This window comes from Pantoea sp. Mhis (assembly GCF_009830015.1).
Genome location: NZ_SZZX01000007.1, coordinates 1 through 15,164, shown reverse-complemented (window position 1 = coordinate 15,164; position 15,164 = coordinate 1). Strand labels below are relative to the sequence as shown.

8 protein-coding genes, 1 rRNA gene and 4 pseudogenes are annotated in these 15,164 nt (G+C 25.3%); 10 read left to right on the top strand and 3 right to left on the bottom strand.

Going from position 1 to position 15,164, the window contains the following annotated elements:
* Positions 1 to 4 precede the first annotated feature (4 nt).
* Both hslV and priA read right to left on the bottom strand, forming a co-directional pair.
* Entirely contained in the window at positions 5 to 535 is a 531-nt protein-coding gene (hslV, locus tag FD727_RS03165; protein ID WP_159938710.1) for an ATP-dependent protease subunit HslV, read from the bottom strand.
* Positions 536 to 1,366: 831 nt separating this feature from the next.
* Positions 1,367 to 3,568, bottom strand: coding sequence for a primosomal protein N' (gene priA / locus FD727_RS03160; RefSeq protein WP_159938709.1), 2,202 nt, complete (start codon positions 3,566 to 3,568; stop codon positions 1,367 to 1,369).
* Positions 3,569 to 3,792: 224 nt separating this feature from the next.
* Here priA and rpmE point away from each other — a divergent pair, with 224 nt between their 5' ends.
* The 3 genes and pseudogenes from rpmE (at position 3,793) to metF (ending at position 6,847) form a co-directional block, all read left to right on the top strand.
* Complete coding sequence (gene rpmE / locus FD727_RS03155; RefSeq protein ID WP_159938708.1) at positions 3,793 to 4,008, top strand: 50S ribosomal protein L31; 216 nt, start codon at positions 3,793 to 3,795, stop codon at positions 4,006 to 4,008.
* A 512-nt stretch (positions 4,009 to 4,520) separates the two neighbouring features.
* Positions 4,521 to 5,680, top strand: a pseudogene (gene metB / locus FD727_RS03150) (cystathionine gamma-synthase).
* Between the two features lie 267 nt (positions 5,681 to 5,947).
* Positions 5,948 to 6,847 (top strand): annotated as a pseudogene (gene metF / locus FD727_RS03145) (methylenetetrahydrofolate reductase).
* 616 nt (positions 6,848 to 7,463) lie between these two features.
* On the opposite strand, the gene FD727_RS03140 reads toward metF, so the two are convergent.
* On the bottom strand, positions 7,464 to 7,709 hold the full coding sequence (locus FD727_RS03140) for a peptidase dimerization domain-containing protein (RefSeq protein ID WP_159938707.1): 246 nt from the start codon (positions 7,707 to 7,709) through the stop codon (positions 7,464 to 7,466).
* Positions 7,710 to 8,321: 612 nt separating this feature from the next.
* Here FD727_RS03140 and FD727_RS04190 point away from each other — a divergent pair.
* From FD727_RS04190 to FD727_RS03105, 7 genes and pseudogenes are all read left to right on the top strand, one after another.
* On the top strand, positions 8,322 to 8,612 hold the full coding sequence (locus FD727_RS04190; protein WP_159938738.1) for a hypothetical protein: 291 nt from the start codon (positions 8,322 to 8,324) through the stop codon (positions 8,610 to 8,612).
* A 1,373-nt stretch (positions 8,613 to 9,985) separates the two neighbouring features.
* Positions 9,986 to 11,140, top strand: a pseudogene (locus tag FD727_RS03130) (argininosuccinate synthase domain-containing protein).
* A 754-nt stretch (positions 11,141 to 11,894) separates the two neighbouring features.
* Positions 11,895 to 12,083: pseudogene (locus FD727_RS04185) on the top strand (lyase family protein); the annotation flags it as partial.
* 199 nt (positions 12,084 to 12,282) lie between these two features.
* Entirely contained in the window at positions 12,283 to 12,444 is a 162-nt protein-coding gene (locus FD727_RS03120; RefSeq protein ID WP_159938706.1) for a hypothetical protein, read from the top strand.
* A 713-nt stretch (positions 12,445 to 13,157) separates the two neighbouring features.
* Complete coding sequence (locus tag FD727_RS03115; protein ID WP_159938705.1) at positions 13,158 to 13,508, top strand: YijD family membrane protein; 351 nt, start codon at positions 13,158 to 13,160, stop codon at positions 13,506 to 13,508.
* A 365-nt stretch (positions 13,509 to 13,873) separates the two neighbouring features.
* Positions 13,874 to 14,725: a glutamate racemase gene (gene murI / locus FD727_RS03110; protein ID WP_159938704.1), complete on the top strand. Its 852-nt coding sequence runs from the start codon at positions 13,874 to 13,876 to the stop codon at positions 14,723 to 14,725.
* 327 nt (positions 14,726 to 15,052) lie between these two features.
* A 16S ribosomal RNA gene (locus tag FD727_RS03105) occupies positions 15,053 to 15,164 on the top strand; the annotation flags it as partial.

The window sequence follows — 15,164 nt, the reverse complement described above, 5'->3', positions numbered from 1 at the left end:
GTCCTTACGCCTTGAATAATAATTCTTCGATATTGATATTATGATTGGTATAGATACAAATGTCACCGGCAATATTTAGTGATTTTTCAACTATATCACGTGCATTAATGTCTGTATTTTCTAATAAAGCTCTAGCTGCTGCTTGGGCATAAGGTCCGCCAGAACCAATTGCGATTAGATCATGTTCTGGTTGAATTACATCACCGTTACCACTAATAATAAGTGAAGCACTTTTATCGGCAACGGCTAATAAGGCCTCTAAACGACGTAATATGCGATCAGTGCGCCAGTCTTTTGCTAGTTCAACTGCGGCTTTAACTAAATGACCTTGGTGTATTTCTAATTTACGTTCGAATAATTCAAAAAGTGTAAGTGCATCCGCAGTACCACCAGCAAAACCGGCAATTACTTTATTGTTATGAAGGCGACGAACTTTTTTAACATTTCCTTTCATTACTGTATTGCCAATAGTAGCTTGACCATCACCCCCAAGTACTACTTGATCCTTACGCCTTACACTTACTATAGTTGTCACTAGAAAACTCCATTATTACAGCAGTAAATTACTCTTATTTGTTAAAAATAACCATATTTTATATGGGGTAAGATTGAATGATTTCAACCCCTAATGGTTTAAAGGTCATAGCTGTACCTATATAAATTATATAAGAATTTGATGATGTTATAAACGGTGATATGCTGTTTAATAGCAGGAAAGTTTGCGAATTACATACTTATATTAATAATTATATTTTTTTAATATAGTTAAATTTTATATTTATACATATGAATTTTATTTTAAATTATTAAAAATTATTTGTTATCAGTTTATATTAAAAGCTTATTTATTATTTTTATATATCTTTTATTATAGACATTAGTTATTCAATATAATATTACTTTTGTTTTAAGAATTTTTTAATAAATTTATTTAATAAGATTCATAATTTTTTTTCAAAAACTATTTATTTTAATGTTTATACCTTATAAAAATCTAATCTTTATTTTTATAATAAATATCTTATGTAATATTATTTATTATAACAGTAATTATTATTAGTTAATTTTAATTAAAATATATTATAAAAACTATGGATATATATTTGATATTTAAAATATAAATTTAAATATAAATATATAAATCTATTTACATTCTGTTATATTTATGTAAGTTATATATTTTAAAATTTTTATATATAAAAACTATGTTTACTTAAATTAAATAAAGCTCATTATCTAACATGTTATAATGAGAATATTACAACTAATTATTAATATCACTAATCAATTTAAACAAATCTTTAATTAGTTCTTAGATTTGATCTAAATAAATTCTGATATGGATTCTTAATTATTTATATATACTTTAATTTTCAATGGGATCAATATCTAATGTCCATCTAATTCTTTGAGCTGAATGTATAGTTTTAATCAAAGGTAATAAATTACTTAATAATTGATGTAAATACTTACGTGATGGATGTTGCAATAAAAGTTGCCAACGCCAATATCCATTTCTTTTTTGTGTTAAGGATGGTACAGGTCCCATTAACCATGTAGATTGATCTTTTAAGGGATGTTTGTCCAATAATTTACGTAATTGGATAAGAAATTCTACTACTTTTTCATTATTTAGATCTTCAGCGCGGAAAAGAGCATGATTTGTCCATGGAGGTAATTGTAATAATTTGCGTTCTAAAAGTGTTTGTTCTGCGAAATTAAAATAATCATTAGATAATAATGTTGTTAACAATGGATGTTTTGGGTGATAAGTTTGTAATAGCACTTCTCCATCTTTATTAGCTCTGCCAGCACGACCTGCAACTTGAGTATAAAGCTGAGCAAAATGTTCTGCAGCACGAAAATTAGTTGAAAATAATGCTCCATCGATATCTAAAAGTCCTACTAATGTAACATCAGGAAAGTGATGACCTTTAGCTAACATTTGTGTACCAATTAGAATATGTTTACCTCCGCGATTAATATTGCTTAAATATTTTTCTAATGCTCCTTTTTTACCAGTAGTATCACGGTCAATGCGAGAGACTGGTACGTCTGGAAATAATTTAGTAAGTTGTTGTTCTAATTGTTCAGTTCCTACTCCAATCGATATTAGATTTACTGATGTGCAATTCAAACATTTATCTGGTAATTGTCTATGATTATTACAATAATGACACCTTAATTGACGATAATGTTGATGAAGTGTATAATATCTTTCACAACCTTGGCACTTGGCCAACCAACCACAATCGTGACATATAAATATAGGTGAAAAACCTCGACGATTAAGGAATAACAATACTTGGTTATCATCATTTAAATGTTTACGTATTTTACGTAGCAGAATTGACGTTAATCCATATTGAAGTTGTTGGCCTTTTAAATCTACTAATTGTTGATGTATTATCTTTGCATTTCCAGCTCTCTGAGTTAGATTGAGTTGCTGGTATTTACCTTGACGAACATTGTATAATGTCTCTAGAGCTGGAGTGGCAGATCCCATTATAATTGGAATATTTTCTTTGTAAGCACGAAGTACTGCTAAATCTCGAGCTTGATAACGCCATCCATCTTGTTGTTTATAAGAATTATCATGCTCTTCATCAATAATTATGACACCTGGACGAGCTAAGGGTGTAAATAATGCTGATCGTGTGCCAATTATAATGGCACTTTCACCACTACGAGCACGTAACCATACGGCAAGACGTTTACTATGATTTAAGGAAGAATGGAGTACATCAATTGGTATATTAAACCTCTCACGAAAACGAGCTATAGTTTGAGGAGTTAAATTAATTTCTGGAACTAATACCAAAGCCTGTTTACCATGTGATAGTACATTTTCTAACATATTAAGATATACTTCAGTTTTTCCAGAACCAGTGGTCCCAGCTAATAACCATGCAACATAATGATGATTATTATTAATCATTGCTTGAACTGCATGTTCTTGTTCATTATTTAACTTTAAATTTTTATCTTTAACTAAAAAAAATGTATGCCAATCAGTTATTTGAGATTCATAAGTACTTAAATCGCATAAACCTTTAGAACGTAAAATTTCTAGTATAGTGGTGCTGATTTTTTTTTCCTTAAGTTCACGAGAATATATTGGTTGTGAGCGTAAAGCTGCTAATGCTTGTTGTTGTTTAGGTGCGTTTTGTAAGCTAGATATTTTAAATTCTAGACCAGCCTTATTAATGATCCATCGCGAATGCAATTTTTCTTGAAGAGTTTTTCCTTGACGTAATAATAATGGTAAAGCATGATTAAGAATTATTCCAAGAGGAAAATGATAATATTGTGCTGACCAATGTAAAATTTGCCATAACGTAGGAGAAAATAAACTTTGATCATCAATCATATGTTCTATTTGTTTAAGATTTTTAGATGGTAAATCTTTAGTTTTTAGAATTTTTACAGCAATTCCAATCATCTTTCGATTTCTAAATGATACTCTTGCTCGTGCACCAGCTACTGGTACAGGTGTATTTGAAGGTGCCAAATAATTAAATAAATGAGGGAGTGGTACTGGTAAAGCTACTTGGACAACAATATGCATAATAATTTTAACCAACATTCTCTGTAATAATTAATATATATATATTAATATTGAAATTATATGCATGTAAATTAAATTCTTAAGGTAAAATAATAAATTAAAAAAATTAATTTATTATTTATTATATTATATTTAATAATATGCTTCTTAGCAACTTATATATTATTACTTAAATATATTCATCGTATCAATGTGATTAATATAAAATTATGTGAGGATTTGACATGAAAAATGGGATACATCCAAAATATCAAGCTGTAACAATTACATGTTCATGTGGTAATGTAATTAATACTCGTTCTACAATGAATAATGACTTAAATTTAGATGTCTGTGGTAAATGTCATCCGTTTTATACAGGCAAACAGCGTATAGTAGATACTGGTGGTAGAGTTGAGCGCTTTAATAAACGTTTTATAGGTATGTCTAATAAAAAATAAATTTTTAATATGTTTACATTAATAATTGTAAAGATTAAATGTCATTTATATATTACCTGTAATTACTTTTAGATCTTATGAAATATATTTATTATGATTTTTCGTAAACAAAAGATTGATTAGATCATTAATCTAATATCTTATTTATGCAAATTTTAGTAATTTAATAAAATTAAAATTCTAAAATTTTGTTTGTCATATTTAACATAAAATGTAATCTATTACTTATTTTTAATTAGAAATGCAGTCACTTAATTAGTAAAAATATAATTTTAAAATAGTTAATTAAAGTCAATAATTATTTATATACATTTGAAATTCAACTGTATATATTATATTCCTTATAAAATTAAGGAATATATTTGTTATAATCTAATCGTTATCAATATTTAGATTATCTAAGATAGGATAGTTAATTAAATTTTCTAAAATATATATAAAAATATTAAAATCTACTTAATAGATATTTAAAAATAATCATTTTAAATGACACTCATAAAAGATTAAGTCTGATAATATATAAAGAAGAAACTATTTTAGTACATAGTGGTTTAAATACTGATAAACAGTATGGTAGCGTTATTCCACCTATGTATCTTTCTAGCACTTTTAGTTTTCTCGATTTCAATGCACCACGTATACATATTCACGTCGTAGTAGCCCGACACGCGATATAGTACAATCTACATTAGCAAAATTAGAAGGTGGGTGTGGAGCTATATTAACTAACAGCGATATGTCAGCAATACATATGCTAACTACTATGTTTCTAAAACCAGGTGAATTACTAATAGCACCACATGATTGTTATGGTGGTAGTTATCGTTTATTTAATAGTATGAGCAAAAAAGGAGCTTATCGATTTAATTTTATTAATCAAGGTGATCAATCAGCATTGATAGCATCATTGGCTGAAAAACCTAAATTAGTATTGATTGAAAGTCCAAGTAATCCATTACTAATGGGTAGTAGATATTAATAGAATCTGTCAAGCTGTACGTGATGCTGGATCTATTAGCGTAGTAGATAATACTTTTTTAACTCCTATATTACAAAATCCATTAGCATTAGGTGTTGATTTAGTTCTTCATTCATGTACAAAATATTTAAATGGTCATTCTGATTTAGTAGGAGGTGTAATAATAGCTAAGGATTTAGCACTAATAAATGAATTATCTTGGTGGGCTAATAATATTGGTGTAACTAGTTCTAATTTTAATAGTTATTTACTCTTACGTGGTTTACGTACATTAGCATTACGTATGAAAACTGCACAAAATAACGCATTAAAAATTATTGATTACTTAAAACAACAAACAGTCGTAAAAAAAATATACCATCCTTCTTTGGATGAAAATAAAGGACATGAATATGCTGTGTATCAGCAGCGTGGTTTTGGTGCTATGTTAAGTTTTGAACTAGATACTGATACAATTTATTTACGTAATTTTTTAAATTCACTTCAATTATTTACTTTAGCTGAACCACTTGGGGCGTTGAAAGTGTGATTTCACATCCTGCAACTATGACACACGTTGGTATGTCCAAAGCAATACGTTCAACAGCAGGAATGTCTGATATGCTATTGCGTATTTCTGTAGGAATTGAAGATCAACAGGATTTAATTAATGACTTAAAAAATGCATTTCGTATTGCAGATGAGAATTTTTAAAATTAAGATTAATTACTAAAAAACTAACTAACATTTAGTTTATATACAGATATAATTTAATTATTATTAATAAGCTTTATTCTTGTTTATTAGAATATGAAATTACTTCATGTTACTTGAATAATTATCATCTTTATTTATTAATTTTATGTTGACTGATAGTTTGGAATTGTCCATGTTACATCTAATGATTGTAATAGATAGCTCCTTGTTAACTATTCACTCATATTTAATATCTAATGGATGTATAATAATTAAGGTAATGATATGAGTTTTTATTCTATTCATCAGCACGAAGTGCTAAATCAATTTTTAGTAGAATACAATGGAAAAATTAATGTTTCTTTTGAATTTTTTCGTCCACATTCTAAAGAAGAAACTTTGTGGATTTCAATTAAACAGTTAAGCAGTTTAAAACCAAAATTTGTTTCAGTAACTTATGGGAAGAGTTCTAATGAACACCATAGTACATATTGCATTATAAAATGTATTAAAGAACGTACTAAGTTAGAAGTCGCACCACATCTTACTTGTGTTGATACAACATGTGATGAATTACGTAATATTGCACGTAATTATTGGAATATTGGTATACGTCATATAGTAGCATTACGTGGTGATTTTTCTATAAATGATTGTAAACCTATAATGTATGGTTGCGATTTAGTATCTTTGTTGAAAGAAGTTGGTGATTTTGAAATTTCTGTAGCTGCTTATCCGGAAGGTCATCCAGAAGCAAAAAGTATTCAGGCAGATTTAATCTATTTAAAACGTAAAATTGATGCAGGCGCTAATCGAGCTATTACACAATTTTTCTTTGATATTGAAAAGTTTTTACGTTTTCGCGATCGATGTGTAGCTATTGGAATAGATATTGAAATTGTTCCAGGTATTTTGCCTATTTTTAATTTTAAGCAAGTCCAATAATTTGCATTAATGACTAATGTACGTTTACCAGGTTGGATGCATACAATGTTTGAGGGATTAGAACATGATGTAGATACTTGTAAGATAATTGCTGCTATATTTTCTATAAATATGGTTAAAATTTTATTACGCGAAGGAGTAAAAGATTTTCACTTTTATACCTTGAATCGATCTGAGATGAGTTATGCTATATGTTATACACTTGGTTTAAGATCAACAATATCGGCAATACATTGTTAAAACGTCATTAATTAAATTTTATTTAATTATAAATATCCTGATTAATCATGTTAAAACTTATTAAAGTATTAATTTAAATAAAATTATTTGAAATGTAGAGAATCTTTAAATAGATAATTTTTTATATCTTTCTAAGATAAGATCATTAAACAAGGATTTAATCATAATTATTAATTTATATATAATATAATATCTTGAAGTAGCTTAAATATTTTAAATATCAATATTAAAAATATTGATAACTTAAATTAAATTGTTTTATTTTATATATACATTTTATTGATTAAATAAATATTTATTAATATCTTTATTGTTTATAAATAACAAAATGATTGATTATATTTTTAATAATAATTAAAGTAAGTTTAATAAATTTAGTATCAATAAATTCATGTAGTTAATGATCTTGTTTTTTAGAATCTAGCCTTAATATTAATGTTGAAGATATTTTTGTGAAAAAGAGGTTTCTGTATAATAGTGTATTACTTCAGTTTTCACATTTAACAGTTTTTCTATTACTTTTATTTTTTATGGTTACTTTTACATTCATATCGAGTTATATGTGCATATAAGTTAATAATAGTTAAGTATTTTAAAGTGTTTGAAATATTTAATTTCATTGCTTTTCTAACAAAATATTAATTTTATTTATATAAATATTTGCAATAGGACCAATATCTATATGTAATTTGCAGTGTGAACAAATTCTATTAACAATACCTTCTCCTTGAATATAACCAAAATCCATTGTAGAATAAGGAGATTTGAAGTTGTCATGATTATATTTTTTGAGTGTATTATATAATTTTATTAGCTTTTTAATTGAATTATGCATTAAAATCAATAGATCTATATCTTTCAAAGAGTTGCTAACATAAGCAATTTTCCTTCAATTACAATCTTAATTGCGATAAAATCTTTATTTATGCATCCGCATTAGTGTCATTATCATTGGTTATCCTATGAGAGTGCATTTAGGACATAATTGAGTAGTTTCAGAAAAATATTTTGCTATTGTCATAGTAGTTTATTCATCAGCAGTAGTTAAAACATATAATGGTTTGTTTAATTTTTTAATTTTAACATCTCGTAATGTATTTACGAGTATAACAAAGAAACCTTAAATATCAGTAGATTTTAAGCTAAATAGCTTATTATTTTGTTCAATTCAATTTAATGAATTCTGTCTTTAATATTTACTTTCATGTGGAACAGTATCCGTATGTCTAGATAAAAGTAATCCTCCATCATCAATTCTTATACCAGCTAACATATTAAATTTATAATTTGTGTTTGGAATAAATTGTATTTGTATATTGAATCCTAATTCATATAACCAATCTGCTAATAAATTAATTAATGTTTTATTGCTTTGATCTAAATTATTATCATGAGAGCCTATAGCTGATACAACAATTAATTGTTGATGCTAGTGGTTATGCAGGTGTAGAATTAATTATTTAAATCGTCATATATAAATATAATTGCTTTAGTTGTTTCTAACAATAGTTTAGATCCTGGTAAATTATTACCAGATATATATCCAAATCTTGAAGCTATTATTGATTTAATATCATGTTATTTAAGGATTATTAATAAATGGATAAATAGGGTTGATGTTGTTTTTATATGTACTGATCACAAAGTTAGTCATGATTTAGCAAGAAAGTTTTTAACTATTGGTTGTATTTTTGATCTTTTTGATATATTTCGTTGTAATAATCAAAATATTATGATTTTGTCCATAAGCATAAAGATTGATTAGCTAAAGCAGCTTATGGTTTAACTGAATGGTACGATGAAAATATTCAAAATGTTCAATTAATAATGATACTAGGTTGTTATCCTACTTGATCTGTATTTTAATTAAAGAAAATATTATTAATAATAATCAATAGCCTGTAATTAACGCAATAAGTAGTGTAGGACGCAAAGGTAGTATAAATAGTCATTTATGTGAAGTTAGTTTACAGCCATATGATTTTAATCATCGGCATTATTTAGAAATGGTTATTCATTTAGGTATTTATGCGATATTTATCCTGCATTTAGCAGGTAGTTTTTCCTGTGGCATCCTTACTACTATCACTTTTATTTACAGAAAATAGTTACACATAAAGATATATGAGCAATTTATTCTAATATATATAATAATAAATCATTAATACGTATTTACAAAACAGGAGTTCTCGCTTAAAAGCAGTTATAGTTATTCCATTTTATAATATTGGATTTGTTGTAACAGTTAAACTTTTAATGTTATTGAACATTATTTTTAATTTAATATATAGATATATAAATTATGAATCATCCTTCGATTATTAAGCTAGGTGGTATTTGCTAAATAGTGAAGAATGTTTAGTTCATATATTTGATGAAATATATGAACATCTTATTAAATGTAATCGTGCTTTAATTATTATGCATTGTGGTGCATGTTTAATTAATAATTAAATGAAAAAACTTCATATAACAATAAAAAATATGGTAGTTTACGTATTATATCAGCTGAACAAATGAAATTTATTACTGATGTGTTAATTAGTACTGTTAGTAAGTTATTATTTTCTTAAGCAAAAATATAATATTAATTCTATAGGTCTCTGTATTGATGATGCTGAACTGGTGAATATTAGTAATGTGATAAAGATCTAGGTTATGTGTACGGGGCCAGATTTCACCTGATAAGTTAATTTGATTATGTTCCTATTATAAGCTCTATTGGCATTACTAATGATAGTTGTAAGCTGAATATTAATTCAACTCAAGTGCAAACACTTTAGTAATTACTATTGAGAGCAGATTTAGTAATATTATTCAATGTTATTGGTATTATTGATAGTATAGAACAGTGTATTACCTAAATTACATCTCTTGAAGCAAATAAATTAATCTCTAAAGATTTTATTACTAAGTATATGATTATTAAGGTAAATACAGTTTTTAAAAAAATCATGAGCATTAGGACGTCTTGTTAATTTACTTGGTTCGGTGGGGCTATGTTAGATAACTTTTAGTTATTTTTAATGGTGTGCCTATTGACACTTGTATTCGCGTATAATTTAAGAATCGAAAAACATGAGCAATCAAATTTAAAAAATTATTTAAGCTTATTCTAGAGCGTTAGATACCTCAGTTATTATTCATTGGCTAAAAGAAAATTATATTGATTGTGAAATTATTGCATTTGTAGCGTATCTTGCTCAAGACCCAATGATTTAAAAGATATTGAAACTAAAGCATTATATTAAGATGTATCTAGTTATTATATATTAAATTTAAAAGAAGAATTTATTAATGAATATGTGTATCCAGTATTAAATACTGGTTCATTTTATGAAGGAAATTATTTACTAAAAAAGGTACTGCAATAATGGGTCCGATTATTATAAAATATCAAGTACATTTAGCATTACAAAGTGGTGCAGATGCACGCTGTTGCTATGTCATGACTCTACTAGAAAAGTCAATGATCAAGTACCATTTAAATTTACTTATGATGCATTAGTACCACAATTAAAAATTGTTGCACCATGGCGTGAATGGACTTCACTTTCTCGTGAAGAGTTAATTGATTATCTTAAAAATCGTAATATTGCAACTACTGCATCACTAGAAAAGATTTATAGCGAAGATATGAAAATTTGGTATTTACTGCAAGTGGTTTATTGGAATAATCATGGAATAAAGTAAATAAAGATTGTTGGGCATAAAACTTGATTCATTAGAAGCACTGAATAATTTAGAATAAATTTCTTTAGAAATAGAAAGAAGTATAACTATATCTATAGATAATAATATATTTAATTTATTAGGATGTCTTAATAAATTAAATATATTAGGTTTAAAGCATGGTATAGAATGTATTATATTGTAGAAAATCGCTTAATAAAATAAAATTTTGTAGGTATTATGAAACTCAGGTGATAATGTTATTGTTAATGCATTATGACGAATTGCATAACTAGTATTAGATCGTGATAATTTTAAATAACAGCAACAATTAGGTGTAGAGATGTTTTATATAGGTAATATACGATGGCAGTTGGTTTACTACCGTATGTCAATCTCTTCAAATAGCATTAAGACTTTTATCTGAGATAGTAAGTGGTGGAATTGTTATTCAGTTATATAAACAACAAGTTACTGTAATTAAAAATAAATTAATTAATAGTTTATGTTCAAAAAAAATACTCAATCTCTGGTAATGATAAATTTTATAAGCCTCATCATGCAGAGGGGTTGATACATTTATTCGCATTATCCTCTCGTATTCGTACCCTAAATAAATAAAGGTTAAAATATAAACAAAGCAATTAATGAATTTTACAATTAAATTTTTTAATAACATTTATTTTAAGTGTTAATAAAATTTAGAAATATGAAGATGATATTTTGGAATTAAATTTTTTTGAAATTAACTAATAATCGCTTTAAAAAGTTTAGTAATTCTTCATATTTTGATTATCGTTTAGTAGAACTAAATATACTTGGTTCTATAGTTTGAACAAAAGCATTATTATCACTAAATATTTTAAATGAAATTGAGCAGAAAAACTGAAATTAGCATTATATTCTTTATTATAGATACTCCATATTAATTCTAAACAAATTTTAGAAATTGATGCTGAAGATATATATAGTTAGGTTAAAATTAAATTAATTAAAAAAGTTGAAATATTAGGAAAAATTACATACAGATCGTAGTCGTAATGATCAAATTACTACTGATATGAAATTATGGTTTAAAAAGTAGATTTATTTTTTATCAGAATCAATTAGTAAATTGCAATATATTTTAATATCAGTAGCTAAAAATGATCATATGCTAACTTATACACATATACAATGTGTATAACCGATAACTTTTGCTCATTGTTGTCTTGATTATATTGGAATATTAATATGTGATAAAATAGTTTGTAAAATATGTTTAATAGACTTAATGTAAATCAGTTAAGTTATGGTGGCTGTTATAATTTATGAGATTGATCGTTAATAATTAGCTGAATGCTTAAGTTTTGCTTAAGTTACGTATAATAGTTTTAGTATTGTTTTTAATCGCGATTATATAATTGAATTATTACCTAATGCTTCTATTGGAATGATGCATTTATTACGTTTTAAGGAAGATTTGATTTGTTTTAATGCTGTTGAAATTAATTTTATTAAATTAGGTGATGAGCTAACATTTCGATCATCGTTGATGCTTCAGAAAAAACTGCAGATTTATTAGAATTAATTCATGGTAAATGTGGTGGTGTACAAGGTTATTTGATTAGAAAGCTGATGATGAAAAAATTAGCATTATTATATAATACTAGCGATGTTCAAGAATATAAAAAAGCATTTATTTGATGTAGTTGATACATGCTTTGAATGTTTGAATATTGCTTTTTTAGTATTTGAAAATATTTATATAAATACTCAACATTGTGAAAAATGTAGCTAAAAAAGCTTATACTAATGTAAGTGATCTTGCTCATTATCTTGTTGTTAGGGTAATTCCATTTAGAGAAGATCATAAAATTATTGGTAATATTCTATTATTTGCCATTAATCAACTAATACAATTTGAAAAAATGAGTTTAGTTTAATTTAAACAATTCTGCGCGCTTATTGAAGATGATGTATATTTAGTATTATGATTACAATTATCTATTAATAAACTTAATGTACTTGCAGGAGTTGCATTAAAAATAGTATCTATAGAAATTAATAAAAACCAATATTGAATTAAGTAAAAATAATTAAAATTTATGTTTTAGAATAAAAATTATTAAAAGTTAATATTTATTTAATATACATATTAACATATGTTTTTTAAACTGTTATTTATATAACATCAATGTGTTATTATTTGTTTGACATATTAATAACTTTAAGTTTTAATAATTTATTTTACATAAGTAATAGTATATAATTACTGTTTTTATTTTTATAAACATTTAATGTTTTTATAAGATTATCTATATATCTACATATATGTCTATTTATATTATAATTAATACTTTAATTAATTAATTTATTTATATAAATCAATAGATAAATATGTAAGTAGTATATATATATAATTTATATTAAAAATATTTTTATAAAAAACATTTTATTTTATAGAAACAATAGACTTATATTTTAACTATTTTAAAAGCATTAATATCTTATAAGTATAAAATTTACAGAGTTTTTATTGTTTCATGCTATATTTATATATAATTGTATAAATATGTTTTTATTAACATTAATACAACTTATAACATTAAATATAGAATTAAAAAATTCGAAAAGTAATATGATAAAGGATAATGAAATGAACGAGCAAATTTTTCGCGATAAAGGAACTCTTTTATTAGCTTTTATTACGGGTTTAGCTATAAATGGTTCTTTTTCAGTGCTGTTCAGTACATTTGTACCCTTTTCAATTTTTCCAATGATTTCTCTTGGTTTAGCGACTTGGTCTTTACATCAACGTTATCTCAATAGGAATATGCCAAATGGTGTTCCTTCATTAGCAGCAGCGTTTTTTCTTCTTGGTATTTTAGTATATAGTGTTTTAGTGCGAGCGGAGTATCCAAATATTGGTTCTAATCTTATTCCTATTGTGCTTTTAATTGGATTGATTGGTTGGATTATAATGCGCGTTTATCGTATTAAAAGATGAACATTTTTAAAATAACACTAAAATAAATCGGGAATCTTAAGGTTCCCGATTTATTTTAGTGTTATTGCCTAATTGTTTAATACAATCGTTAATATACTATATATTCACAATATATATATATATTTATAATTATTAATATTTATATTGAATTTATGTTAAGTCAAATTTAATAAAAATATAATATATATAATCAAAAACCATCTAATTAACAAAATTAAAAAAATTAACAGAGTATCTCTAATAATATATTTTATATGATATTTATATATATAAATATAGATGAAATTAATTATACTTCAATATATATATAACTTTAAAATTAAACTAATATTTGTTTATTCATTAACTATTTAATTAAATAAAATATGTTTACTCAATTTTTAGAAAGAAATAATACTTCTTTACAAGAAATCAATCCTAAACTTCAACCAACAATACTTATATTAGATTCTGGAGTGGGTGGTTTATCTATTTATAAAGAAATTCACACATTATTACCAAATATTAGATACTTATATGTATTTGATAATGCTAATTTTCCTTACGGAGAAAAAAACGAAAACTATATTTTAAGATGTATTATATCTATAATAAAAGCAATTTATAAAAAATTTCCTTTATCATTAGCAATCATCGCTTGTAATTCAGCTAGCACTATTGCTTTATCTACTTTAAGAAAAAACTTTGAATTTCCAATAATTGGTGTTGTACCTGCCATTAAACCAGCAGCATTTTTAACACGTAATAAAATAATAGGTTTATTAGCTACATTTGGCACTATAAACCGTCATTATACTCATCAATTAATAAAAAAATTTGCTAAAACATGTAAAGTTGAAATGTTAGGTTCAAGTAAATTAGTAAATTTAGCCGAAGCAAAGGTACATGGTAAAAAAATAATAATTAATGATATAAAATCTATCATAGAACCTTGGATAACAATGAAAAAACCACCGGATACTGTAATATTAGGATGCACACATTTCCCATTATTATACGATGAGATAAAATCTGTTTTATTATCTGGAACACAACTAGTAGATTCAAGAAAAGCAATTGCTCGTCGCACAGTATGGATATTAAAATATCAAAATATTAAAAAATTTTTTACTGCAGAAAATATAGCATTTTGTACACAAATAAATAATGAAGTAATGCAATTAATACCTACTTTACAATTTTATGGATTCTCATCATTAGAAAAATTATTTATATAAAATAAATTAATTGTATTATATAAAATTAATTTAATATAGATATAATTAAATTAATTCGTTTCGAGAAAATATTAATAATATGAATTATTATCAACTAATATAAAAAAAATGTATAAAAAAGATTGACAGAAAAAAAGTAAAGAGTAGGATACCACATTATAGTAATAAAATTACTATTTAATCTTACATTAGTGTTAATGCTCTTTAACAATTTATCAGACAATCTGTGTGAACATTCGCAGAATTGATATATATATTTTCAATATAGTAACAATTGATTGTATGTTAAAAACATCATATAATTTATGATGTAAATTAATTAAGTTTTAATTGAAGAGTTTGATCATGGCTCAGATTGAACGCTGGCGGCAAGCCTAACACATGCAAGTCGAACGGCAACACAAAAGAGCTTGCTCTTTGGGTGGCGAGTGGCGGACGG